Origin of the sequence: Synechococcus sp. O70.1 (genome assembly GCF_047462215.1) — a bacterium.
GTDB lineage: Bacteria > Cyanobacteriota > Cyanobacteriia > Thermostichales > Thermostichaceae > Thermostichus.
Window position 1 is genome coordinate 56,824 of the sequence record NZ_JANSIT010000006.1, and the last position, 23,737, is coordinate 80,560.

Sequence of the window (23,737 nt, forward strand, 5' to 3'; positions counted from 1 at the left end):
GTGGGGATCTTTTTTTCTGGCCAAGGTTGGGGAAGTCAGCTTGGGCCCTGATAGGATAGGGGGAAGGGAATCTCCGCCATGTTCTACCTGCCAGTCTCACTGTTGTTGTTTTTAATGCTTCTACTGCTATTGCCCTTCCTCTGGCTGGGGCTAGCAGTGGATGTGGTAGCGCTGGCGGCAGGGAAGTTGGGCTTTTCCCGAGATGGGGCACTGTTGCTGCTGCTGGCTATCCTGGTGGGCAGCTCGGTCAATATTCCCCTCTACCGCGTCAGGTGCGAGGTAACTCTGGTGGAAGACCTGGCCAGCCTGTGGATGCGGCAATTTTGGGGGATCCCGTTGGCCAAGATCTCTCAGGAGACGGTGGTTGCCCTAAACGTGGGCGGGGGCCTGATCCCGCTGCTCTTAGCCCTGTATCAATTTGGCCGGGCCAGTGGGCTGTTGATCCTAGCCGTAACGGCGCTGGTAACTTTGGTCAGCTACTACGCTTCCCACGTAGTGCCCGGGATCGGCATTCAGATGAATCCCCTGGTGGCTCCGGCTACAGCGGCTTTGGCCGCTCTGTTCTGGGCTGGAGATCAGGCGCCGGCGGTGGCTTTTGCCGGAGGGGTTTTGGGCACGGTGATTGGAGCGGATCTGCTGCACCTACCAGAGGTGTTGCGGCGCAGTTGCTCAGGCATCCTCAGCATTGGCGGGGCTGGGGTTTTCGATGGTATTGCTCTCTGTGGCCTATTTGCTCTACTGCTGAGCTAAACCAAGAGATAAGTAAGGGAAAGCGTGACCGATTGAGCCGGATCCAGCCAACGCAAGTCAGGGGCCCCCTCCTCAGCGCGGTAAGTCAACTCCTCGAAAAGGATTTGCGTCCACTCCAGCGGCTTGCTCAGCAACATCGGCGAACGGGTTACCCCCTGCTGGCGGGCCATGGCCTTGAGGGCCTCCAGGCTAGCAGAGAGGGGACGGGTGCTGGCCACAAACAGTAACTCGGTCAGTCCCTGGGCGTGGCAGGTAAGCAAATCGGGGTTGAGGACGGAGCGCGGCTCACGGACGGCCATCTCAGGCGGGGGTGGTATGGTCAGGCTGCCCTTAGCCTCTAGGCGCAGCGGCAGGGCAAGGTTGTCCTGGGGCACCGGAGCCAGCAGGTGCAGTTGCCCGCTGGAATCGACCATCAACAGATAGCCGAACAGATCCTGCTCGCCCTCGTTGCGCAGCGTGAGATAGAGGGGATCCCCGCGCAGGAAGCGAGGCATGCCCAGCTCAGCAGGAGCAGAGGCCCCTTGAGGAGGCCGCACTGCCCACGAGGGGGTTTTACCTCGGGTGGACAGTTCCCCCACCACCCCCAGCGACGAGATGGCAGCGTTGAGGGTGGTCCGCAGGCGCTTGGCCGCCAGCAGATGGGCCAGACGGGAGGCCAGCCGCTGCACTGCCGTAGTTGCCGCTTCGCCCGCTGGGCCACAGGAATTGAGAAGCAGCTCTCGCCCCGGCCAAAAGAGGCTGTAGCTGCCGACCTCCAAGGGCTTGGGCAGAGCGTCCCCTTGAAAGGCAGCAGCCATCTCTGGGGTGATGCGGCCCAGCAGGCAATCCACCTGGCGCTCGCGTGGGTTGGCCGTCTCCATCCAGCTATAGCCGGCGATGGCGTTGGTTAGATCCACTCTTTCAACACGGCCCAGGCTGTCTTCTAACCCCACCAAGAGCTTGAGGCTGCTCGAGAGAGCGCGCAACTGCTCTCGCACCAGCGTGCCTACGGGGGGAAACTGATCTTCCCCGCCGACCGCTTGGACCTGCGCCAACAGCCCACTGCGGGAACGAATCAGGAGTGGCGTTGCTGGAGCAGCAGGATCAGCAACAAAGGGAGCCAGAAGGGTGCCCGGCTGGAGACCACACAGGGCTGCCGCTGGGATCCCCCCTAGCCACACCTGAGCACGGCTCCCCCTCACCTCTTGGATGACCCCGCTAGCCGCTGTCTGGGAGGGAGTGAGGAAGTAGGGGGGGACTCGTCGAGCTATTTCTTTGCCCTCCAGGGTAGGGTGCTGACAAGAAAAGAGGCCCAGCTCCCGCCGACTGACCACCTGGTTGAAAGCAACTAGCAGGCGGGCAGCGGGCATGGTCTCCCACAGGTACTGGGTCAGCAGGTAGGTGAGCACTCCTGCATGAAATCCCGGCCAAGCAGCTTCCGCTGCCAAGTCTTGGGGAGTGGTGGCAGCAATCAACAAGCCTTTGGGCCGAGGGTGCCAAACTTGCTGCCCTTCTGCAGAGGATGGCTGACCGGGATCCAGCACCTTGGAGGCTGCTGGCGGGACAGGTGGGCGGGAGCGCAGTTGGAGGTTGCCCCGTAGAGCAGGTGGGATGTGGGTAAAGCCGCAATCGAGTATGGTTGTGACCTGGGCTGTGCCCAAGTTTTGCACAAGCTGGAAAAAGCGCTCCAGCTCCATGGCCGCCGAGCTTTCGGAGCCCGACAACAGCAAAGCCGGCTGCCACTGATCCGGGGCCGATCCCGCCCGCCACTGGCCGTAGCCACTAAACTGCACGACCACTATTTTTTCCGCCGCCTGAGTTGGGCCCCCCAAGTGCTCGGCAAAGGCCGCTTGGACTGCGCTTGGCGTAGCCGCTCCATCCGTGAGGGCGAGAATGCCTGCCGGTTCAAAGCCAAAGCGGTACAGCAGCAGCTCCCGTTGCAGCTCTACGTCGGTTACACAGCCCTGCAGCGGGGATCCCTCGCCAGGGTAGCGGTTAATGCCAATGAGAAGAGCCAACTTGCGGGAGGTGGCTGCTAGAGCTTGTCCATAGCGCCTAGCCTGCCTGGTTAGCCAGCCGGGAGACAAACCAAGGCCAGCAGCAGCTAGGAGTAGTTTTTGGAGAAAAGACCGCCTTTCCATGCTGACCTGCTGGGCTGCCCCGCGGGCTTAGCGGCTAACCCATCGGCTTAAACTTTGTGCCCAGTCTATGCCTATTTCAGGATATCTTTGTCCGCCCCAGATCAACCCCCCAGCCCACAAGCCGCTTGCCAACCCAGCAAGTTAAGATGTGTTACGAGATCCGTCGGGACTTCTATGGGCGCAACACTGTCGACAGCGGCTGCAGCCCAGCCAGCGGTGGCAGAGCAGCCTTTGCCTGGATCGGGGCAGCAGCCCTTGCAGCCGGCTCTGCGTTATGACCCAGAGGAGTTGGCTAGGCAATATCGGGGGCGCTGGGGTCTGGTGCTGGGGCGTCTTTTTCAGTTGATTGCCCCCTTTTTGGGGCTGTTGATCTGGGTCTTGTGGGATCGCTGGCGGGGGGTAGAGCTGAAGAACCGACGCAAGCATGCGGCGCGGCTGCGGGAGATCCTCACGGAATTGGGGCCGACAGCTATCAAAATTGGCCAAGCTCTCTCCACCCGTCCCGACCTGGTCTCGCCCCTTTTTCTGGAAGAGCTGGCCAAGCTGCAGGATGAGCTGCCCCCCTTCGACAATGCCACTGCCTTTGCTCTCATCGAGGCGCAAATCGGCCAGCCAATAGAGCAGATCTTTCGCGAGATCGGCCCGGAACCGGTTGCCGCGGCCAGCCTGGGGCAGGTTTACCAGGCGTATCTGCACACGGGAGAGAAAGTTGCCGTCAAGGTGCAGCGGCCCGATTTGATCGGGCGCATTTCCCTGGACATGTACATCATCCGCAGCCTAGCCGCCTGGGCCAAGCGCACCTTCCGCCGCATCCGCAGCGACTTGGTGGGCATTGTCGATGAATTTGCGGGGCGGCTGTACGAAGAGATGGACTACACCCAGGAAGGCCGCAACGCCGAGCGCTTTCTAGAGCTGTACCGCCACCCCTCCATCTACGCTCCCAAAATCTATTGGGAGTACACCCGCACCAAGGTGCTGACAATGGAGTGGATTGACGGCATCAAGCTGACCCAGCTTGACAAAATCGCCGCCGCCGGGCTAAACGGGCAGCACCTCATCGAGATCGGGGTCAACTGCTCTCTGAAGCAGCTCTTGGAGCACGGCTTTTTCCATGCCGATCCCCATCCGGGCAACCTCTTGGCTATGTACGACGGGCGGCTGGCCTACATCGACTTTGGGATGATGAGCACCATCCAGCCGCACCAGCGCTACGGCCTCATCAAGGCAATCGTCCACTTGGTCAACCGGGATTTTGCCGCCTTGGCCCAGGACTACGTGGATCTGGAGTTCCTAGATCCCGACACCGATCTCACCCCCATCATCCCCGCCTTGGAGGATGTCTTCGCCGAGGCCCTAGGCAAGCCCGTGGCCGAGCTGAATTTCAAAAGCATTACCGATCGCCTCTCGGGGGTGATGTACAACTTTCCCTTTCGCGTACCTGCCTACTACGCCCTGATCATCCGCTCGCTGCTCACCCTAGAGGGGATCGCCATCGGTCTAGATCCCAACTTCAAGGTCTTGAGCGTAGCCTATCCCTATGTGGCCCAGCGGCTCCTGACTGATCCCGCTCCAGAGCTGCGCGAAGCTCTGCGAGAGCTGCTGTTTAACCAGGGGCAATTTCGCTGGAACCGCTTGGAAAATCTGCTGCGCAATGCCGTCAACAGCGAAGACTTTGACTTGCAGGGATCCCTAGAAAAAGCCGTTGATTTCCTCTTTTCGGAGCGGGGATCCTTCCTGCGAGAGCAGCTGGTGGATATCCTCTTTTCCAGCTCAGGCAACGGCTCTACAGATGGTCTAACCCATCTGCAACGTCTGTGGTCAATTCTCAGCAGCAACCCCGCCTTTCAGCCGCTGCAGCTTTTGCCTCTAGTAGCCAAGGTAGCCACCAAGCCAGAAGCCCAACAGCTAGGGCGGCAGTTGGCCTCGCGCTGGCTGCAACGCCTGGCAGCCCGTCTGATCCGGGAGCTGCTGCTTGCAGAGGAGGAGAAGGAGCCTAGGTCACCCGCTTCCCTCAATGGGCGCAACAGGAATAGCGGGCAAGCTGGAGAAATTCAAACCGCCCAGGCTTCCCCAGCCCAACCCGCTAGTGCAGTCTAGGTTTGCTGCCTTGGCTTCTTCTACTAGCCGTTCTCGTTTTTGGAACTGGGACTGTTGAGAGCCAGCATCATCCACTCGGAGAATTCATCGCGGCGGAAGACCTGGGGGCAGGAACGCGGGCCAAAACGCAGTAAGCTAGGCATGCCGTGCTCTTTGAGGCGGGCTCGCAGCCAGGTGCCAACGCCTGTCTTGCCATCGTTGGGCATTTCGGTTTGAAAGTCACTGTACATCAGCAACAATTGACTGCGCGACTGGAGCACCGCATTCTCTTGGATCAACTTGGGCAGGGAGAGGTTAGCGTCCAAATTGCTTGCTTTGGTTGACTCTCGACGACGGCTGCGGGAACGGGATTTAGCGCTTTCGCGGTTCTTACGAGCTTTCGGTTCAATGGCCATAGAATCTCCTAGACGACAAAGGAACTCCCAAAAGGGACAAAAACCAGAACTCGCAGGCTGAGGAGAGAGCCCGCTGAGGAAGGTGGCTCGAGGGGTACAGTTCTGGAGCACTCACTGAGAAGGAGGGAAACACGCTCTCAGTCGGCCAAAGAAAAGCTGCGCCAGCCTGCCGCCAAAGCTCAAGATCCCTTGCCTGCCACGGCAATCTCCAGCGCCTTGAGTTCCGGGCCACCCATCCAAGACTTGTCTTCGTTTTGCCGGAGGAAGCTTGGCTTGGCTACCCCGGTTTGTAGGGTAGGGAAGTCCGGATGCTACTCTTAATATGACTTAAAACCCGGGCAGGTGAACACTCCCCATTGACCCAGAGGCTGCATAGCGCCTGCGGCTTATAACTTCCCAGGAAGCTGAGCCCTCACGGCAGCGCCGCCTGGCCTAAAGCTGGGGCTTGCGCCGCCTTTTGCTAGTCAGGAGCGGGCTCAGGTTTGCAGGCTTTGTCGGCCGTTGCGGATCACCCGCAGCGACTCCAGTAGCCGCATCTCCAGATCCTGCAAAACCTGATCCACGTAGCGGTGGGCCTCCCGCTGGAGACGCTCTGACTCCTGGAGGGTCTGTCGCCACACCTCCTCGCTCTGTTGGTAGGTTTGCCGCAACAACTGTTCCGCCTGAGCTTGGGCCTGGCGGAGGATGGTGGATTCGCTCACAAGCTGCTCGGCCCGGCGCTGGGCCATGGCCACGATCTCTTGGGCGTAGCGGTGGGCCTCAGCCAAGATTTGATCCCGCTGGCGCAGCACTTCCTCAGCTTCCTCTAGAGCAGTGGGCAGGTTAAGGCGGATGAAGTCCAACTGCTCTAGGATCTTCTCTTCGTCGATGAGAGTGCGCGACCAGAACAAACGAGGACTGCTGAGAATCGCTGCCTCCAGTTGATCCAGGGCCTCCTGAACGCGCATCAACGCCAGGGTCTGATCTCTGGGCAAATCACTGGAGCGATTGAGAGCATCAGAGGGCAATTCTTGCATCAGTCTGGAAAGGGGGTGGCTGTGCTGGGCAAAGCAGGCAGGATAACGCCTACCATATTAGGTTCTCGCAGTCTTGAACCTGGGTGTTCCCACCCTTCCAGAGGCGGGGGACAGAGACCGCTATCTGTGGCAGACTGAGGGAAAGTTGTTGGGTTGCCCTCTGCTTATGCCCCAGCCGCAGCCTCCTCGCCGACTGGAAGATCAATTTGTGGAGAACGTCTCCCGCTACCCCACCTACTTCGTTACCGTCTTGCTGGGGGGAATTTGGGCTGGCCTACAGCCGTTTGTAAACCTGTACCGCAAAAGCGCAACGGCAGCAGCTCTAGTAACTGTGGGATCCCTAGCTCTGCTGTTGTTTATCTATTTCACCCTGCGGGCGATGACAGGGCACACGCTTCTGCCAGCGTGGATGTGGCGTTGAGAGTAAGAGAGCAGCTTACGAGCAAGCCAAGAGAAGTTTAGCTCCTGAGGGATCGCTGCTGCCGGCTCTAGCAAGCCGATCGGGTTTGCCGCTAGCTTGGTAAAGGTGTTTTCCTGTTGAGCTCATGGCAGATTGGATCCTGTTGGCACTGGTGGGCTCGACAACCTACCTGCTGCTCCAAAAAAGCGTGGCCCGCCTCTCAAAGGTGCCCTGGCGGATCCTGTGGCTAGTGATGATGATCCCCCCCCTGCTTTGGGTGCTGGGGCGGCAGGTGTTCCAGTATGAAATGCCCCCTTTGCTGATGTTGGGGCTATTTTTGGCCTCCTATTTTACCAGCATGACTTTGGCGCGTCGGGGGCGCCTCCAACCTCCACCAGCAGGCTCTCAGGCTGGAGTGGAAAACACCCCGGCAGAGCGAGATCCGGAGACAGAGGAAGGCGAGGAGGAAGGTGCTGCAGCTGCTCCCATCTCCATCTCGGAGGTATCGCGGGAAAAGCTCAACCGCTGCTTTCCTTGGAACGTTTTCTATCTGCAAAGCGTGGAGTACCGTCCTCAGGCCATCATCTGCCGTGGCAATTTGCGGGCGGATCCCACGGAAGCCTACGAGCAGGTACAGCGGAATGTGGAAACCACCTTTGGCAAACGCTTTCTGGTGGTGCTGCAGGAGGGGTTTGCCGGCAAGCCTTTTTTTGCCCTGGTGCCCAACCCGGCGGCGCGGCGCTCCCTAACCCGTCAGAAGGAGTGGCCTCTGCTGGCGTTGGGGCTGCTGCTGTTTACCTTTTGGACGACCCTAACTGCCGGCGCCCAAGCTTCTGGAGTCAGCCCTGACCGGTTGCTGCATCTACCCTCTCTGCTCAAAGGGTTACCTTATGCAGTGGGGATCTTGGCCATTCTGGGATCCCATGAAGGGATCCGCTACTGGGTGGCCCGCCGCCACGGCATCAAAACCTCGCTCCCCTATTTCATCCCGGTGCCTTTTGTGTTGGGAACCTTCGGGGCTTTCATCGAGCTGAAAGAGCCGGTGCCCAACCGCAAGGTACTGTTTGACATCGCCGTTGCCGGGCCGCTGGCGGGCAGCCTGGTGGCGTTGACAATGTTGCTGGTGGGGCTGGTCTTTTCGACGCCCGGGGATCCTCCGGCAGGGCCAGAGGGGCAGCCGACCCCGATTAGCTTCCATCGCATTGACCCGCGCCTCTCGGTGCTGCTGGCCATTCTGGCGCGCCTGGTGCTGGGGGATCAGTTGCAGCCGGGGCAGGTGATCGATCTGCACCCCCTGGCCTTTGCCGGCTGGCTGGGTCTAGTGGTGGTTGCCTTTAACCTGGTGCCGGTGGGCCAACTGGATGGGGGCCACATTGTCCACGCCATCTATGGCCAGCAGATGGGGGCCAATGTGGGGCGAGTGACTCGCTGGCTGGTGCTGCTGCTGGCTTTGACGGTGCAGCCCTGGCTGTTATTGTGGGCGCTGCTTTTGTTGGTGATCACCAGTGCCGACGAGCCAGCCCTCAACGATGTCGCCGAGCTGGATGAGGGGCGGGAGCTGCTGGGGCTGGCAATGTTGAGCTGGCTTGTGCTGATCCTGCTGCCGGTGCCACCCTTTTTGCAAAGCTGGCTTGGCCTGGCCTAGTTCGGGATAGGATCCAAACCACGTCAACCAGCTCAGCCCTGGCTATGCAAGCGGGTTTAATTGTCCAAAAGTACGGCGGCACCTCCGTCGGCTCCATCGAGCGCATCCAGGCCGTAGCCCAGCGGGTAGCCCACACGGTGGAGCAGGGGAAGCGGGTGGTGGTGGTGGTCTCGGCAATGGGAGAAGAAACGGATCGCCTGGTGGAACTGGGGGAACAGATCCTCCAGGGATCCCCGACCACGCCGGCCCAGTGGCGGGAGTGGGACATGCTCCTGTCTACGGGTGAGCAGGTCAGCATTGCCCTGCTGGCGTTGGCGCTGCAGCGCTTGGGCTACCCTGCCCTCTCCCTGACGGCGGCCCAGGTGGGCATCGTCACCACCCGGGATCACGGGCGGGCCCGCATTCTGCACATCCACACCGACCGCCTTTGGCAACACCTAGAGCGGGGAGAGGTGGTGGTGGTGGCCGGCTTTCAGGGCATCACCAGCCTAACTGAGCTGGAGATCACCACCCTGGGGCGGGGGGGATCGGACACCACGGCGGTGGCCTTGGCAGTGGCCCTGGGAGCCGAGCTGTGTGAGATCTACACCGATGTGCCCGGGATCTTTACTGCCGATCCGCGCAAGGTGCCCGAGGCCAGGTTGTTGCCAGAGATTACCGCCGACGAGATGCTGGAGCTAGCCAGCCTAGGAGCGCAGGTACTGCACCCCCGCTCGGTAGAAATTGCTCGCAACTACGGCGTCAAGCTGCGGGTGCGCTCTAGCCTGGAGCCGCTGCAAGCCGGATCAGAAGGCACCCTCATTGTCTCTCCCCCTGCTCGCGTCCGCTCCCCTGATAGCAGCATTGAGCTAGGGCGGGCAGTGGATACCGTGGAGCTGGATGGAGAGCAGGCCAAGTTGGTGTTGGTGGGAGTGCCGGATCGCCCGGGCATTGCTGCTCAACTGTTCCAGGAGATTGCTGCAGCGGGGATCAATGTCGACTTAATTCTGCAGTCGCTCCACCTCAGTGCGGCGGAGGGATCCCCTACCAACGACATTGCCTTCACCGTCAGCCGTGCCCAGGCGGCTCAGGCAGCAGCCGTGGCCCGCAAGGTTGGCCAGGAGCTGGGGTGTAGGGAGGTCCTCGTCGATGAGGCGGTAGCCAAGGTCAGCATTGCCGGGGTGGGGATGATGGGTCGCCCGGGCATTGCCGCCGAGATGTTTCGCGTGCTGGCGGAAGCGGGGATCAACTTGCAGATGATCTCCATGTCGGAGATCAAGGTCAGCTGCGTGGTGGCAGCCGAGCGGGCTGGGGAGGCCGCCCTGGCGCTGGGGGAAGCGTTTCAGGTGATTCCCCAGTTGCATCGAGTCAAGGCAGCGCCTTGCGGGGATCCCCTTCTGCGCAACCACCCGGTGCGGGGCGTTGCCCTGGATCTGAAGCAATCGCGGCTAGGCCTGCGCAAGGTGCCGGATCGGCCGGGGACGGCTGCCCATCTGTTTGGGCGCTTGGCGGATGCTGGCGTTATCGTCGACACCATCATCCAGAGCCAGCGGAGCTACCACAACGGCCTTCCCAGTAACGACATTGCCTTTACCGTGCCTCAGGATCAGGCCAGGGCGGCTGAGGCCGTGTGCTGTCAGGTGGCCGAGGAGCTGCAGGCAGCTGGGGTTGAAACCGACCACGACATTGCCAAAGTCAGCATCGTCGGCGCCGGCATGGAAACGTATCCCGGCGTGGCGGCGCGCTTTTTTGCTGCCTTGGCCGACGCCGGGATCAACATTGAGATGATCGGCACCTCAGAGATTAAGGTAAGCTGCGTGGTGCGACGGGAGCAGGGGATCCGGGCTCTCCAAGCTGTCCACCGTGCCTTTGAACTCGACCGGCCCTAGTCTGTTTTGGCCGCCAGCAACAGGGGGAAGTGGTGGGCATTGGGGGCGTGCATGGCCTGGATCCCCAAGTTGGCGCGGTTGAGGAGATCGGCGTAGGTAGGGATGAACCGGCCTTGGCTGTCCAGGATGGACTGGTTGAAGTTAAAGCCATTGAGGTTAAAGGCCATGAGGCCGATGCCGATTGCCGCCGCCCAGATCCCTAAGGTAGGCAGGGCCGCCATCCAGAAGTGGACAGAGCGGCTGTTGCGCCAGCCAAGGCTGGGGATCCCCAACCGCCCCAAGAAGGCATAGTGGCCGGCCAGGAAGTTGTAGGTGACCTCCTGCTGGCCAAAGCGGTAGCCGGCATTGACTGACTCCTCTTCTGAAGTCTCCCGGATCAGGCTAGAGGTTACCAGGGAGCCGTGGAGAGAAGCCAGCAGGGCGCCGCCAAACACCCCCGCCACTGCCAGTTGGTGCAGCGGGTGCATGAGGATGTTGTGTTCCGCCTGGAAGGCGAGCATGAAGTGGAAGGTGCCGGCAATCCCTAGCGGCAGCCCCTCTGAGAAGCTGCCCTGGCCGATGGGATAGACCAGGAGCACCGCTGTAGCGGCAGCCGCCGGCGCAGAAAAAGCCACTGCAATCCAGGGGCGCATGCCCAGCCGGTAGCTCAGCTCCCACTGCCGGCCCAGGTAGCACCACACCCCGATGAGGAAGTGAAACACGATGAGCTGGTAGGGGCCGCCGTTGTAGAGCCACTCCTCCAAAGAGGCAGCTTCCCAGATGGGATAGAAGTGCAAGGCAATGGCGGCTGAGGTGGGCACCACCGCCGCAGAAATGAGGTTGTTGCCCCCCAGTAGGGAGCCAATCACCGGCTCGCGGATCCCGTCCACATCCACCGGTGGCGCAGCAATGAAGGCAATCACAAAACAAAAGGTTGCCGCCAACAAGGTCGGGATCATCAATACGCCAAACCAGCCGATGTAAAGCCGATTTTCGGTGCTAGTGATCCATTGACAAAAACTTTCCCAGCTCCATAGCCGCCGTGCGGCAGCGGAGCGCCGAACAACCACACTCATAGGCCAACTCCTAGAAAATTTGAAGAGAGCTTTTTTCCACTTGCGCTTGGCAGAGTGACCTCAGGAAATGACTCAGCCTTGCCCTGAGGATTCTTCTCCTTCCACGCTAGACAGTCTCAAGAAAACTGCCAAGGATACCTAACGTCTGCAGCCAAAATGTGAAATAAATTGATTTATCGATACAAACATGCAGATTAGTATTGCAGTTTATGTTCCACCTCTTTTCCCAGGCCTCAAGAGCCAGTTTTTGCAGTCGAGAACTTCAGGATTTCTTAAGGTGGAGGTCTTAAGGATTTCTTCAGAAAAGCAACCCCGGCAGGCTCCTATCGCCCAATTTCGGCGTGAAACTCCTGCAGGGACTTCACCCCCAGGGATCCTGACTGCAGAGCGCGGATGGCAGCAGCAGTAGCCTTGGCTCCAGCCAGAGTAGTGACCAAAGGAATCTTGTAGGCCAGGGCGGTGCGGCGGATCTTCCGTGCATCCTGTTGGGCTTCACCGCCAGAAGGGGTGTTGACGATAAGCTGAATCTGGCCGTTCTTGATGGCGTCGATGACGTGGGGCCGGCCCTCGTGCAGCTTGAGCACCTTCTCGACGGGGATCCCGTGCTCGGCCAAAGCTTTTTGGGTTCCGGCAGTGGCCAGCAGGCGAAAGCCTAGCTTGACCAACTCCTGGGCCACTGGGATCACCGCCTGCTTGTCGCGGTCGCTAACGCTGATGAACACGGTGCCCCCTAGGGGCAGGTTTTGGCCGGCAGCCAGTTGCGCTTTGGCAAAGGCGCGGCCAAAGTCGGTGTCAATGCCCATCACCTCCCCGGTAGAGCGCATCTCCGGCCCCAGCAGCGTGTCGGTGCCGGGGAACTTGTGAAACGGCAGCACCACTTCCTTAACAGCCACGTAGGGCGGGATCACCTCCTGGGTAAAGCCCAGCTCTGCCAGGGTTTTGCCGCTCATCACCTGGGCAGCGTAGGCGGCCAGGGGGTGGCCAATGGCTTTGCTGACAAACGGCACGGTGCGGGAAGCGCGCGGGTTGGCTTCCAGAACGTAAACCTGCTCCTTCTGGACGGCGTATTGGACGTTAATGAGCCCCACCACCTTGAGAGCTTGGGCCAACTTCACCGTCCAGTCGCGGATCACCTGCAGCACAGCAGGGCTGAGAGTGCGGCTGGGCAAGACACAGGCGGAGTCGCCCGAGTGGATCCCGGCTTGCTCAATGTGCTCCAGGATGCCGCCGATGGTTACAGCCCCGGTGTGGTCGGCGATGGCGTCCACATCTACCTCCACGGCATCCTCCAAGAACTGATCCACCAGCACGGGACGGTTGGGATCCACCGCCACCGCTAGCTGCATGTAGCGCCGCAGATCTTGATCCGAATAGACAATCTCCATGGCCCGCCCCCCCAGCACATAGCTGGGCCGCACCACCACGGGGTAGCCAATGCGCCGGGCAATCTCCAGGCTCTCCTCCACGCTGCGGGCAAGGCCGTGGGCTGGCTGGCGGATCCCCAATTCCTCGAGCAGGCGCCCAAACCGGCCGCGATCTTCGGCTATGTCGATGGAGTCAGGAGAAGTACCCCAGATAGGCGCTTGGGCTGCGGCTAGCCCCTGGGCCAGCTTCAGGGGGGTCTGGCCGCCAAACTGCGGGATTAGACCTAGCGGCTGCTCGGCCTCGACGAGGTTCATCACCTCTTCGTAGGTCAGGGGCTCAAAGTAGAGGCGATCAGCGGTGTCGTAGTCGGTGGAAACGGTCTCGGGGTTGGAGTTGACCATGATGGTCTCATAGCCAAGGCGTCTGAGGGCAAAGACGGCATGACAGCAGCAGTAGTCGAACTCAATCCCCTGGCCGATGCGGTTGGGACCGCCCCCCAGGATCATCACCTTTGGCTTGGCGGTGGGGAAGGTCTCGGATTCGCTCTCGTAGGTGGAGTACTGGTAAGGGGTGGCCGCCTCGAACTCGGCAGCGCAGGTGTCCACCGTCTTGTAGGTGGGGATCACCCCCAGGGCCTTGCGGCGATCCCGCACCTGGGCTTCCGCGGAGCCGGTCAGGTGGGCAATTTGTCGGTCGCTAAAGCCCATCTGCTTGAGATGGCGCAGGTCTTCGGCCGTTAGGGATCCCAACTCCCGCCCTTTAAGGGCTTGCTCCACCTCCACCAACTCCTGCAGCTTGTCGATAAACCAGGGATCGATGTGGGTAAGCTGGGCAATTTCCTGGACCGAGAAACCCATGAGCAGGGCCGTGCGAATGGTCAACAGGCGGAAGGGGTTGGGGGTGCGCAGGTTGGCCCGCACTTCCTCTGGGGTTGGGAGGACTTCCGGCCTGTCGCTGCCAAAGCCAGGGCGGTCGATCTCCAAAGACCGCAATGCCTTCTGGATGGACTCCTGGAAGGTGCGGCCAATGGCCATCACCTCCCCCACCGACTTCATCTGGGTTGTCAAAACGGGCTCCGCCCCAGGAAACTTTTCAAAGGCAAAGCGGGGGATTTTGGTGACGACATAGTCGATGGTGGGCTCAAAGCTGGCAGGGGTTTTGCGGGTAATGTCATTGGGAAGCTCCGGCAGCGTGTAGCCCACAGCCAGCTTGGCGGCAATCTTGGCAATGGGGAAGCCAGTGGCCTTGCTGGCCAAAGCAGAAGAGCGGGAGACCCGCGGGTTCATCTCGATGACCCGCACTTCGCCATTGGCGGGGTTGACGGCAAACTGCACGTTGGATCCCCCCGTTTCCACCCCAATCTCGCGCATGATGGCGATGGCGTAGTCGCGCAGCCGCTGGTACTCCTTGTCGGTGAGGGTCTGCGCCGGGGCCACGGTGATGGAGTCGCCGGTGTGGACCCCCATGGGGTCGATGTTTTCAATCGAGCAGATGATGACCACGTTGTCCGCCAGATCCCGCATCACCTCCAGCTCGAACTCCTTCCAGCCGATGATCGACTCCTCCACCAGGATCTGGGAGATTGGGCTGGCCTCTAGGCCGGCGGTGCAGATTTCCTCCAACTCCTCTTGGTTGTAGGCCACGCCGCCACCTGTACCTCCCAAGGTGTAGGCGGGGCGGATGATGAGGGGGTAGCCAATTTCTTGAGCAATCTGTTTGGCTTCCTCTAGGCTGCGGGCCAACCCTGAGCGGGGGACGGCCAGGCCAATTCGCTGCATCGCCTGCTTGAACAGCTCCCGGTCTTCAGCTTTTTCAATGGCCTCACGCTTGGCCCCAATTAGCTCCACCCCGTACTGGTCCAGGATCCCGCGCCGGGCTAGCTCCATCGCTACATTGAGAGCTGTCTGTCCCCCCATGGTGGGAAGGAGGGCATCAGGGCGCTCCCGCTCGATGATCTGGGCCACAAAGTCTGCCGTCACCGGCTCGATGTAGACGCGATCTGCCATACTGGGATCCGTCATGATGGTGGCCGGGTTGGAGTTGACCAGGATGACCTCGTAGCCCTCCTCTCGCAGGGCTTTGCAGGCTTGGGTGCCCGAGTAGTCGAACTCGCAGGCTTGGCCAATAACAATAGGCCCCGCTCCAATGAGCAAGATCTTGTGAATGTCGGTACGACGCGGCATGGGATCCCTAGGGTGGCAAGGTCAGCCTTCTATTTTAAGAGGCGGGCCCAGCTTGGGCGGTAAGATGGTGTACCTTGGGCAAGGGGCCTCGGAAAGGGTTGCTGTTGGAAAGCCTTGAGATGAACTTGCCCAGCCTCCTCTGGCCCGATCCTGGCGAGATCCCAGCTCCTCCTCGGCCCGGGATCCTGGGTGTTTTGGCTTCCGGCAACGGCAGCAATTTTGAGGCCATTGCCCAGGCCATCGAGGCCGGCGAGCTGCCAGCCCACATCGCTGTTGTGATCACCAACAATCCTGAGGCCTATGTGCGGCAGCGGGCGGAGCGCCGAGGGATCCCCTGTGTCCTCCTTAACCACCGCGACTATCCCAGCCGGGAGGCGCTAGATGCCGCCATTGTGGAGGTGCTGCAGCAGTATCAGGTGGAGTGGGTGATCATGGCCGGCTGGATGCGCTTGGTGACTCAGGTGTTGCTGTCTGCCTATCCGGAGCGGGTTTTAAACCTTCACCCCAGTCTCTTGCCCAGCTTCAAGGGCCTACGGGCTGTGGAGCAGGCGCTGGCGTGCGGCGTAAAAATCGCCGGCTGCACCGTCCACCGGGTTACGTTGGAAATGGACAGCGGCCCCATCGTGGCCCAGGCGGCGGTGCCGGTCCTGCCGGAAGATACCGTGGAGTCGCTCTACCGGCGCATCCAGGCCCAGGAACATCGCCTCTATCCTCTGGCTATCCGCCTCTGCTTGGCCGAGGGATCCCTCTCCCCGAAGCCTCCCTCCTAGAAGGCGCACCCCATGGCCGAGATCTCACCCCTTCTTGTTTTCGATAGCTCCGCAATTCTGGCTGGGCGACTGGCTCGGTGGCAGGAATGGGCCCGCTTCGGGGTGTGTGTGCTGCCTCAGGCGGTGCTGGCTGAGCTGGAGCGCCTGGCTCGAGAAGCCATTGAGCCTCAGGAAGAGTCGACAGCGCGCGCCTTTTTGCGCCACCAGCCCAGCTTGGGGTTTGCCGTCTCAGCAGCCCGCGCCTGGGTCGAGGAGGTCAACGCCAGCGGCCACTCCCTAAAAGCTCGCCTGGAGCAGGCCATTGCCGAGTGCGCCTACGCCCTGGCCCAGCAGCAGCCAGGATTCCTAGTGGTGGTGAGCAACGATCGGCCCTTGGTAGGGCGGATCCAGGAACTGGGGGTCTCCAACCTCTGCGCCATCTCTCTAGCCGAGCTCAACCGCTGGGTACGCCAGCAGCAGCGACCCCAGGCGGTGGCCAGGGCTTTGGGACGGCTGCCGCGGCCTCCCCTTCCCGCCACGCCGCTCTCTTCTCGTCCTTCGGCCCGACCGCCTTCTCCAGTCAGCCAGGGATCCCGGGGATCTCCGCTTGGCTTGACCCCAGCAGGGGTACAAAAGGCCCTGGCGCTGGTGTGGGCCTTGGCCTTTTTCTCGGCGGCGGGCTTGTTGGCCTGGCGCTGGTTAGATCCCAAGGGGAGCGAAGGGATCTGGCGGCAGTTGCCCCTGTCCCGGATCCCTTGGCTGCGGGATCGCAGCAGCCCAAACAGGGGATACTAGGGTGAAGGCTTTCTCAAGACTTGTCCCTAGCCATGACGGCAACGGCTGACCTTTGGCCCCAGCTTTTAGGCCAACTGCTGGAGCGGCAATCCCTTAGCGAGGCCCAGGCGGAAGAGTTAATGAACGGCTGGCTCACCAACCAAGTGCCGGAGGTGGTGTCGGGGGCAATCCTAGCAGCTCTCCAAGCCAAGGGGGTGAGCGCCAGCGAGCTGGCCGGCATGGCGCGGGTGCTGCAACGGGCTTCTCTGGGATCGCCGCTGGACCTGCCCCTCTTGGTGGATACCTGCGGCACCGGCGGGGACGGGGCTGGCACTTTCAACATTTCCACCGCCGTGGCCTTTGTGGTCAGCGCTGCCGGGATCCCGGTGGCAAAACACGGCAACCGTTCGGCCTCTGGCAAGGTGGGCTCGGCAGACGTGCTGGAGGCCCTGGGGGTGAACCTCAACGCCAAGCCAGAGCAGGTACGAGCCGCGGTTACCGAAGTGGGCATTACCTTTCTCTTTGCCCCCCACTGGCATCCAGCTATGCGGGCGGTAGCTCCCTACCGACGGGCTCTCAAGGTGCGCACCGTTTTCAACCTGCTGGGGCCCCTGGTCAATCCTTTCTACCCCAACCGGCAGGTTATCGGGGTTTACGCGCCGGAGCTGGTGCCGGTGGTGGCCGAGGCCCTGCGCCTGCTGGGGCGGGAAGAAGCCATCGTACTCCACAGCCGGGAAGGCCTTGACGAAGCTGGCCTCGCTCAGCCCACGGACCTGGGCGTTCTCTCCCAGGGATCCCTACACCTAGAGGTCTTGAACCCGCGGGATTACGATCTCACGGCCGCACCCGTCCAGGCTCTCCAGGGAGGGGACTTGACAGAAAATGCTGCCATCCTCACCCGCGTCCTCCAGGGAGGCGGCGATCTTGCCCAGCGGGATGTGGTGGCCCTCAATGCAGCGCTGGCGCTTCAGGTGGCGGGAGCTGTGGCTGACTTGAGAGCTGGAATTGACCGAGCGCGGGAGATCCTTGCCAGCGGCGCCGCCTGGGATCGCCTGCAAAAGTTGGTCAACTTTCTGGCTTCCTAAAACTCCCGCCCTCGCCCAAAAGCCAGCACCTCGTCTACCCCTAGGCGGGGCTTGCGCGGCAGGTTGCCCGGTGCAGGGTAGCCCACCGCCAGCAGCATCACCGGCACGTAGCGGTCGGCAATGCCGAACTCCCGCTTTACCCCTTCTGGGTCAAAGCCAATCATCGGCCCGCTTGCCAAGCCCTTTGCCTGCGCCGCCAGCATCAAAGCCATGGCTGCCAGGGCCCCGGAGCGAATCGCCTCATCCCGCGCCAAAGTGGGGTTGTTGGCGTAGGTGGCTTGGGCCATGTTCACCCAGCTTTCCGCCCCTTCCGGGGAGAGGAGGCCCGCAGCGACCGCTCTTTGGACAATTTCAGGCAGCTTCTCATACCCCCGCAGATCCCCCAGGACGATGAACACCACTGCCGCGTCCGCCACCTTCTGTTGGTTGTAGGCCAGGGCTTTGAGGCGCTCTTTGTCTGCAGGATCGGTGACGGCTACGAACCGCCAGTGCTGGATGTTAAAGGAGGATGGAGCTTCCGTAGCATAGGCAACCAGCTCCTGGATCTCCGCCTCCGACAGGCGGCGGCTGGGATCAAACTTGTCGGCGGAGATCCGCTCTTTGAGGGCAGCTAGGACGTCCATGGGGATCCTCGAGAAGAGCTGCTACCAGAAAACCGAGGACAAAATTGCCTTCTCTCATCCAGCTTATCCAGCCTAGGGCCCCAGCAAGATCCCTCTCCCGAAGGCAGGTATGATAAAGGGATGATTGGAGCTGGATGCCCCCAGCCCCTTTGGGGAACCTCGAAGTAGCCAATAGCAAGCGGTGTGGTTGAGGGGGAGAGGCAAGCGGTGGACTTCGGGCGCGTGCTGACGGCAATGGTGACTCCCTTTACGCCTGAGGGGGAGATCAACTACGAAGAAGCCGCTCGCTTGGCCGATTACTTGGTAACCCACGGCAGCGATGGCTTGGTGGTCTGTGGCACCACTGGCGAGTCTCCCACCCTGAGCTGGCAAGAAGAGTACGAGCTGTTTCGGGTGGTGCGAGATGCCGTGGCTGGCCGAGCCAAGGTTATCGCCGGCACGGGCTCCAACTCCACCCGGGAGGCCATCGAAGCCACCAAAAAAGCGGCTCAGTTGGGCCTGGATGGCTCTCTCCAAGTGGTGCCCTACTACAACAAGCCCACCCAGGCGGGGCTCTACGAGCACTTCAAGGCCATTGCCCAAGCCAGCGACTTGCCCATCATGCTCTACAACATCCCCAGCCGCACGGGGGTAAGCCTACAGCCGGAAACGGTGGCGCAATTGGCGGAGATGGAGACGATTGTCGCCATCAAGGAAGCTAGTGGTATCATGGACGTAGTTTCTGAAATTCGGCGGCTTACCCCCTCCCGCTTTAGCATCTACTCAGGAGATGACTCGCTGACCTTGCCGATTTTGTCTTTGGGGGGGAGAGGAGTAGTCAGCGTAGCTAGCCATTTGGTTGGGCTACAGCTTCAGGAGTTGATCCAGAGCTACCACAGAGGACAGCCCGAACAAGCCCTGGCTCACCATCTCCGCCTGCTTCCGCTGTTTAAGGTTTTGTTCATCGAGACCAACCCTGTTCCCATCAAGGCGGCGCTAGAGATGCAGGGTTGGCAAGTAGGTCGGGTGCGCCCTCCGCTAGCGCCTCTGCAGGCCAGCTCTCTACAGGTTTTGCGACAAGTGCTGCAAGGGATGGGACTACTGGATGGGGCCCAGGGATCTGAACAAAAAGCAGCAAAAGCTTCATGACTCTGTCTAACTAGGGGGCTTTCGGAGGGGTCTTTCGTGGCATTTTCCCGACTGGAAAATGGACAGGTCCTAGTAGCCAAATTCAGCTAGCACCGCTGACTTGGCTGGCGGGGTTTGTCTGGAGGGGTTTTTGGTTGGCTTGATTGTTACAAATCGTTACATCTGGAGGATCCACAGCGTCTATGCGAACACCACGGACTTCAGTTGCCTCTCGGTCAGCAGCTGCTCCAGCCCGGCCCACTTCCTCTTTGCAGATGATCCCGCTAGGCGGGGAGCGGGAGATCGGCAAAAACACCTGGGTCTTCCGCTACGAAGACGACATCATCCTGGTGGATGCTGGCCTGGCTTTCCCCGATGAGACGATGCACGGGGTCAACATCGTGCTGCCAGACATGACCTATATCAAGCAAAACCGGGACAAGCTGCGGGCATTGGTGGTTACCCATGGCCACGAAGATCACATCGGCGGGATCCCTTACCACCTACGGGAATTTGACATCCCGGTCATCTATGGCCCGCGCTTAGCACTGGCCCTGCTAGAGGAAAAACTGCGCGATGTGGGCCTTTTGAATCGGACGGAATTGCGCCCAGTTGGGCCGCGGGATATTGTGCCCCTGTGCAAGAACTTCTTTGCCGAATTCATTCGCAATACCCACTCTTCCGCCGACAGCTTTACGATAGCCTTGCACACGCCGGTGGGCGTTGTCATCCAGACGGGCGACTTCAAGATCGACCACACGCCGGTGGATGGCGAACGCTTTGACCTCCATCGGCTGGCCGAGCATGGGGAAAAGGGCGTACTTTGTCTAATTAGCGACTCCACCAACGCTGAGGTACCCGGCTTTACTCCCTCTGAAGCCGCAGTAGTGCCGGGCCTTACCAAAGCCATTGCGGAAGCCAAAGGACGGGTGATTATCACCACCTTTGCTTCTTCGGTGCATCGCCTCAATTTGGTGTTGCAGATTGCCGAGCAGCAAGGCCGGGTGGTGTCTCTGCTGGGTCGCTCGATGTTAAACGTAGTGGCCCATGCGCGGCGTCTAGGTTACATCCGCTGCAAAGACGAGACGCTGCAGCCCATGCATGTCATCAACAGCCTGCCGGACGACAAGGTCATCATCCTCACCACTGGCTCCCAAGGCGAGCCTCTAGCCGCTCTGACCCGCATTGCCAATGGCGAGCACCCGCAGTTGCAGATCAAGCCAGGAGATACCGTGATTTGGTCGGCCAACCCCATTCCCGGCAACACGCTGGCGGTAACGCGAGTCATCGACAAGCTGATGGAGCTGGGGGCCAATGTTATCTACGGCAAAGACAAGGGGCTGCATGTCTCCGGCCACGGCTGCCAGGAAGACCAGAAACTGATGATTGCCCTCACACGCCCCAAGTTCTTCGTCCCTACCCACGGGGAATACCGCATGCTGGTCAAGCACGCCGAAACAGCAATGAGCATGGGGATCCCGCGGGAAAACATCGTGATCATCAACAACGGCGATGTGGTGGAGGTGAACCAGGAGCGCATCGCTGTTGTCGGCAGGGTGCCGGCGGGGGTGCAGATGATCACCGCTTCCCACGATGGGGTGCTGATGGACGAGATCCTGGAAGAACGGCAGCAAATGGCCAGAGAGGGGGTAGTGACGGTGGTCATCAGCCTAGATGGCAGGGGCAGGCTGCTCTGTACGCCTCAGGTGCAGCACTTGGGCTTGGCGGGAGAGGGCAACTTTAAGGGATCCGACCTAAAACCCCTGGTAGAGGACACCCTCCAGCAAGCTCGGCCGCGCTTTGCCCGATCGCTGGAGCGGGGGAGCCTTGAGGTTGACTGGGCCGGCCTTAAGGCGGAGGTGGAGCAAGTGGTGCGCCGCTTTGTGCGGGAACAACTGCCCGGCAAGCCGACAGTGTTGGTCTTTGTGCAGTCGCCCGAAGAGGAGTCTGTGCCAGTAGCTTCCCTGCCGGTTGGGGAAGCCCAGCTCGACCAGGAACGGCTGGCCCTAGGACGGCGGCGGCGCTCCTCAGCGGCGGTGGCGGCTATGGACTCCGTCCCGCTTACGCGATCGTAAGACTGGGTGGCTGGCTCTTCAGGGCTTCTTCCCTAGGCCGGGCCCCAGCAAGCCTCTAGGGGAGAGCTCTGCCTTTGCCTCTGGAGAAAGGGATCCCACCTCGCTAAAGGGCGGGCAGCGGTTTTGGGGCGGGACGGGCTGCTTTAGGATCCTCAAGAAGGCCTCCGCCAGATCGGCATATCCCCGGTCGTTGGGGTGAAAGCCGTCGGCCAGCGGGCCAGGGAAGAAAGACTCGCGGCGGTAGGAGCGGGGATCGCAGAGCAAGTCCACTACGGGGATCCCCTGTTGGCTCAGGGGGTTGATGGCCCGTTGGCTAAGGCTGACGGAGACTAGAGCCAAAAGTTGCCGCAGGCCGCTGGGCTGCTGCTGGCCTAGGGGAATCAGGGCAAAGTTGGGCAGGTTGGCCACTGCCAGGCGAGCTTGGGGGGCGCGAGCCCGCACCGCCTGGAGCAGAGTTTGGTAGTCGGCGGCAAACTGTTGGATCTGGCGTTCAATAAAGACTAAGGGATCCTCGCCCTGCAGGGCGCGTTGGGCTGCTGCCAAGACAATAGCGTTGGTGTCGTTGCCGCCTACCCAGATAGTAATCAAAGTGGCGTCGGGGGGGATGCGCGGCACTTGATCCTGGAGCACGTTGGCGGGGATCCCCGCCCTTAGAGCTTGCATGGCCGGGCTGAGCACCGCTCCCGAGCGGCCCAAGTTGATGAGCTCCACCTGCCCCGGCAGGAGGCGGGCTAGGCGCGGGACATACCCCGTCCCGTTGGGACAATCCAGGGGCTCCGAGCGCTGCGGGCGGGTGCCGGCGGCGTTGGCCGGGCCATCGCAGGAGATGGAGGCGTTAAAGCCAACGGCATCGCTGGCTCCCAAAGCCACATAGCGGTTGAGGGGGGTCGAGCTGGGCACGACAACAGCAGGGGGAGAACAAGCGGTCAGCCCCCAACCCAGCGTCCAGATGGCCATAGAAAGCAGCAACCCACCGGTTCTGGGGTCTTGGGGCGAGGGTGCTTGCGTAGCCAGTTGCAAAGAGGAGCCCATAGGGTAGCTTTGCTGCAGAGGTGGGGAAGCCCCCCAGCCAAGCTAACCAAAGATCCGCCAGCCAGCGAGTATGGTGGGAGTATGGCGCTGCGTTTTTGCAAGTCCCGCACCTACCACGATCCCCTACACGGCGCCATTAGCCTGGATGGCGGGGATCCGGTCGAGGCCCTGCTGATTCGTCTTATCGACACGCCGGCCTTCCAGCGCCTACGTCGCATCCGCCAGTTGGACACGGCTTTTTTTACCTTTCACGGCGCCGAGGGATCTCGCTTTACCCACTCGGTGGGAGTGCTGCAAGTTACGCGGCGGCTGTTTGACAAGTTGGCCCGCCGCTACCCAGAGCTGCGCCCCTACCGCGCCGTCACCCTGGTTGCCGCTCTGCTGCACGACATTGGCCATGCCCCCTTTAGCCATGCGGGCGAGGAGATCTTCGGCTGCCGCCACGAGATCTGGACGACGCGCATCGTGCGGGAGGATCCCCAGATAGCCACCCTGGTGGCGGAGTTTGACCCGCAGCTGCCGGCCCAACTGGAGCAGGTGTGGCAGAAACGATTCCCCCTGCCGCTGGTGGGGCAGCTTATTGCCAGCCAACTGGACTGTGACCGCTTCGACTACTTGATGCGGGACAGCCTGCTTACGGGTGCCCAATACGGCCACCTGGATCTGGATCGCATCCTCACGGTGTTGGACTACGACCCGGAGACGGGCTCCCTTTGCATCCCTGCTCGCAAAGGCCTAGGAGCCATCGAGCACTATCTGGTGGTGCGCTATTTCATGTACACCCAAGTGTACCAGCACCCCAAGAGCCTGTGTGCCCGCTTTATTTTGGATCGCCTCTTCAAGCGGGCGCAGGTGCTCTTGCAAAAGGGGGAGATCGAGTTGGATCCCATCTTGAGCGCCTGGTGCTGGGCCGCGCTGGCGGCGCAAAAGGGAGATCCCTTCGAGTTGCCTCTGCCCCTCTATTTGGCCGCTGACGATGTGATGTTCAGCTACCCTTTTCGCTTTTGGGCCATGTCGGGGAGGGATCCCATCTTGGCCGATTTGGCGCGGCGCTACCTGGAGCGGGATCTGTTCAAAGCCCGCAACATCACCCGCCTGCCAGAAGAGCGACGCCAAGAGCTGGTGGCAACTCTGAGCCAGAAGATGCAGCGAGATGGCTTGGATCCAGAAAGCTACTTGGGAATTCGCTCCGCCCACGTCCAGGGCTACAGCTTCTACGACCAAGGGATCCAACTCAAAACCGAGGACGGCTACGTAGAAATTGCCCAGCTCTCGCCGCTGGTGCGTGCCCTAGTGGAAACCCAAGGCCAGGTTTGGCTCATCTTCCCTCGCCCCTACAGCGATCTTGTAGAAGGGGCGCTGTCTGCTTAAAGGGTTATGTTAGCCCTGAGGGCCCTG

General features: G+C 61.1%; 18 protein-coding genes. 11 read left to right on the plus strand and 7 right to left on the minus strand.

Going from position 1 to position 23,737, the window contains the following annotated elements; translation table 11 throughout:
- Nucleotides 1-78 precede the first annotated feature (78 nt).
- The gene (locus NW833_RS05220; RefSeq protein WP_414394855.1) at nt 79-750 is read left to right on the plus strand and encodes a DUF1614 domain-containing protein; all 672 of its coding nucleotides are present in this window, start codon (nt 79-81) and stop codon (nt 748-750) included.
- Here NW833_RS05220 and NW833_RS05225 read toward each other — a convergent pair.
- Entirely contained in the window at nt 747-2,870 is a 2,124-nt protein-coding gene (locus NW833_RS05225) for a caspase family protein (RefSeq protein WP_414411777.1), read from the minus strand. The two genes, NW833_RS05220 and NW833_RS05225, sit on opposite strands and share 4 nt — an antisense overlap.
- Nucleotides 2,871-3,044: 174 nt before the next feature.
- Here NW833_RS05225 and NW833_RS05230 point away from each other — a divergent pair, with 174 nt between their 5' ends.
- Nucleotides 3,045-4,967 (plus strand): ABC1 kinase family protein, encoded by a 1,923-nt coding sequence (locus NW833_RS05230; protein WP_414411778.1) that lies wholly within the window; start codon nt 3,045-3,047, stop codon nt 4,965-4,967.
- 23 nt (nt 4,968-4,990) lie between these two features.
- On the opposite strand, the gene NW833_RS05235 is transcribed toward NW833_RS05230, so the two are convergent.
- Nucleotides 4,991-5,362: a hypothetical protein gene (locus NW833_RS05235; protein ID WP_414394851.1), complete on the minus strand. Its 372-nt coding sequence runs from the start codon at nt 5,360-5,362 to the stop codon at nt 4,991-4,993.
- A 476-nt stretch (nt 5,363-5,838) separates the two neighbouring features.
- Nucleotides 5,839-6,378, minus strand: coding sequence for a hypothetical protein (locus tag NW833_RS05240; RefSeq protein WP_414411779.1), 540 nt, complete (start codon nt 6,376-6,378; stop codon nt 5,839-5,841).
- A 73-nt stretch (nt 6,379-6,451) separates the two neighbouring features.
- Between NW833_RS05240 and NW833_RS05245 the strand changes: the two genes are divergently transcribed.
- The 3 genes from NW833_RS05245 to NW833_RS05255 all read left to right on the plus strand — a co-directional run bounded on the left by NW833_RS05245 (nt 6,452) and on the right by NW833_RS05255 (nt 10,291).
- Nucleotides 6,452-6,799 carry a DUF751 family protein gene (locus tag NW833_RS05245; protein ID WP_414411780.1) on the plus strand — a complete coding sequence of 116 codons (348 nt, stop codon included), beginning with the start codon at nt 6,452-6,454 and terminating at the stop codon, nt 6,797-6,799.
- A 124-nt stretch (nt 6,800-6,923) separates the two neighbouring features.
- Nucleotides 6,924-8,423, plus strand: coding sequence for a site-2 protease family protein (locus tag NW833_RS05250; protein WP_414411781.1), 1,500 nt, complete (start codon nt 6,924-6,926; stop codon nt 8,421-8,423).
- A gap of 44 nt (nt 8,424-8,467) precedes the next feature.
- A complete protein-coding gene (locus NW833_RS05255; protein ID WP_414411782.1) occupies nt 8,468-10,291 on the plus strand; it encodes an aspartate kinase in 1,824 nt (607 codons plus the stop codon).
- On the opposite strand, the gene psbA is transcribed toward NW833_RS05255, so the two are convergent.
- Together psbA and carB are read right to left on the minus strand one after the other, a co-directional pair.
- Nucleotides 10,288-11,346, minus strand: coding sequence for a photosystem II q(b) protein (gene psbA, locus NW833_RS05260; RefSeq protein WP_414411783.1), 1,059 nt, complete (start codon nt 11,344-11,346; stop codon nt 10,288-10,290). The two genes, NW833_RS05255 and psbA, sit on opposite strands and share 4 nt — an antisense overlap.
- 323 nt (nt 11,347-11,669) lie before the next feature.
- Nucleotides 11,670-14,894 (minus strand): carbamoyl-phosphate synthase large subunit, encoded by a 3,225-nt coding sequence (carB, locus tag NW833_RS05265; RefSeq protein ID WP_414411784.1) that lies wholly within the window; start codon nt 14,892-14,894, stop codon nt 11,670-11,672.
- A 119-nt stretch (nt 14,895-15,013) separates the two neighbouring features.
- Between carB and purN the strand changes: the two genes are divergently transcribed.
- From purN to trpD, 3 genes are read left to right on the plus strand one after another with little or no spacing between them, the layout of a single operon-like run.
- Nucleotides 15,014-15,664 (plus strand): phosphoribosylglycinamide formyltransferase, encoded by a 651-nt coding sequence (gene purN, locus NW833_RS05270; protein ID WP_414394840.1) that lies wholly within the window; start codon nt 15,014-15,016, stop codon nt 15,662-15,664.
- Between the two features lie 12 nt (nt 15,665-15,676).
- Nucleotides 15,677-16,438 carry a PIN domain-containing protein gene (locus NW833_RS05275; protein ID WP_414411785.1) on the plus strand — a complete coding sequence of 254 codons (762 nt, stop codon included), beginning with the start codon at nt 15,677-15,679 and terminating at the stop codon, nt 16,436-16,438.
- Nucleotides 16,439-16,470: 32 nt separating this feature from the next.
- Nucleotides 16,471-17,502 carry an anthranilate phosphoribosyltransferase gene (gene trpD / locus NW833_RS05280; protein ID WP_414394836.1) on the plus strand — a complete coding sequence of 344 codons (1,032 nt, stop codon included), beginning with the start codon at nt 16,471-16,473 and terminating at the stop codon, nt 17,500-17,502.
- On the opposite strand, the gene NW833_RS05285 is transcribed toward trpD, so the two are convergent.
- Entirely contained in the window at nt 17,499-18,125 is a 627-nt protein-coding gene (locus tag NW833_RS05285) for a nitroreductase family protein (protein ID WP_414394834.1), read from the minus strand. The two genes, trpD and NW833_RS05285, sit on opposite strands and share 4 nt — an antisense overlap.
- A 207-nt stretch (nt 18,126-18,332) precedes the next feature.
- Here NW833_RS05285 and dapA point away from each other — a divergent pair, with 207 nt between their 5' ends.
- Together dapA and NW833_RS05295 are read left to right on the plus strand one after the other, a co-directional pair.
- On the plus strand, nt 18,333-19,253 hold the full coding sequence (gene dapA, locus NW833_RS05290; RefSeq protein ID WP_414395145.1) for a 4-hydroxy-tetrahydrodipicolinate synthase: 921 nt from the start codon (nt 18,333-18,335) through the stop codon (nt 19,251-19,253).
- Nucleotides 19,254-19,435: 182 nt separating this feature from the next.
- Complete coding sequence (locus NW833_RS05295; protein ID WP_414411786.1) at nt 19,436-21,307, plus strand: ribonuclease J; 1,872 nt, start codon at nt 19,436-19,438, stop codon at nt 21,305-21,307.
- Nucleotides 21,308-21,325: 18 nt separating this feature from the next.
- On the opposite strand, the gene NW833_RS05300 is transcribed toward NW833_RS05295, so the two are convergent.
- Nucleotides 21,326-22,339 carry an SGNH/GDSL hydrolase family protein gene (locus NW833_RS05300; protein ID WP_414411787.1) on the minus strand — a complete coding sequence of 338 codons (1,014 nt, stop codon included), beginning with the start codon at nt 22,337-22,339 and terminating at the stop codon, nt 21,326-21,328.
- An 81-nt stretch (nt 22,340-22,420) separates the two neighbouring features.
- On the opposite strand from NW833_RS05300, the gene NW833_RS05305 reads away from it, so the two are divergent.
- Nucleotides 22,421-23,710 (plus strand): HD domain-containing protein, encoded by a 1,290-nt coding sequence (locus tag NW833_RS05305; RefSeq protein ID WP_414411788.1) that lies wholly within the window; start codon nt 22,421-22,423, stop codon nt 23,708-23,710.
- Nucleotides 23,711-23,737 lie beyond the last annotated feature (27 nt).

Bases quoted from the DNA above. Each gene is read 5' to 3' on its own strand.
- NW833_RS05220 (WP_414394855.1), top strand. From the start codon at position 79: ATGTTCTACCTGCCAGTCTCACTGTTGTTGTTTTTAATGCTTCTACTG.
- NW833_RS05225 (WP_414411777.1), bottom strand. From the start codon at position 2,870: ATGGAAAGGCGGTCTTTTCTCCAAAAACTACTCCTAGCTGCTGCTGGC.
- NW833_RS05230 (WP_414411778.1), top strand. From the start codon at position 3,045: ATGGGCGCAACACTGTCGACAGCGGCTGCAGCCCAGCCAGCGGTGGCA.
- NW833_RS05235 (WP_414394851.1), bottom strand. From the start codon at position 5,362: ATGGCCATTGAACCGAAAGCTCGTAAGAACCGCGAAAGCGCTAAATCC.
- NW833_RS05240 (WP_414411779.1), bottom strand. From the start codon at position 6,378: ATGCAAGAATTGCCCTCTGATGCTCTCAATCGCTCCAGTGATTTGCCC.
- NW833_RS05250 (WP_414411781.1), top strand. From the start codon at position 6,924: ATGGCAGATTGGATCCTGTTGGCACTGGTGGGCTCGACAACCTACCTG.
- NW833_RS05255 (WP_414411782.1), top strand. From the start codon at position 8,468: ATGCAAGCGGGTTTAATTGTCCAAAAGTACGGCGGCACCTCCGTCGGC.
- psbA (WP_414411783.1), bottom strand. From the start codon at position 11,346: ATGAGTGTGGTTGTTCGGCGCTCCGCTGCCGCACGGCGGCTATGGAGC.
- carB (WP_414411784.1), bottom strand. From the start codon at position 14,894: ATGCCGCGTCGTACCGACATTCACAAGATCTTGCTCATTGGAGCGGGG.
- purN (WP_414394840.1), top strand. From the start codon at position 15,014: ATGAACTTGCCCAGCCTCCTCTGGCCCGATCCTGGCGAGATCCCAGCT.
- NW833_RS05275 (WP_414411785.1), top strand. From the start codon at position 15,677: ATGGCCGAGATCTCACCCCTTCTTGTTTTCGATAGCTCCGCAATTCTG.
- trpD (WP_414394836.1), top strand. From the start codon at position 16,471: ATGACGGCAACGGCTGACCTTTGGCCCCAGCTTTTAGGCCAACTGCTG.
- NW833_RS05285 (WP_414394834.1), bottom strand. From the start codon at position 18,125: ATGGACGTCCTAGCTGCCCTCAAAGAGCGGATCTCCGCCGACAAGTTT.
- NW833_RS05295 (WP_414411786.1), top strand. From the start codon at position 19,436: ATGCGAACACCACGGACTTCAGTTGCCTCTCGGTCAGCAGCTGCTCCA.
- NW833_RS05300 (WP_414411787.1), bottom strand. From the start codon at position 22,339: ATGGGCTCCTCTTTGCAACTGGCTACGCAAGCACCCTCGCCCCAAGAC.
- NW833_RS05305 (WP_414411788.1), top strand. From the start codon at position 22,421: ATGGCGCTGCGTTTTTGCAAGTCCCGCACCTACCACGATCCCCTACAC.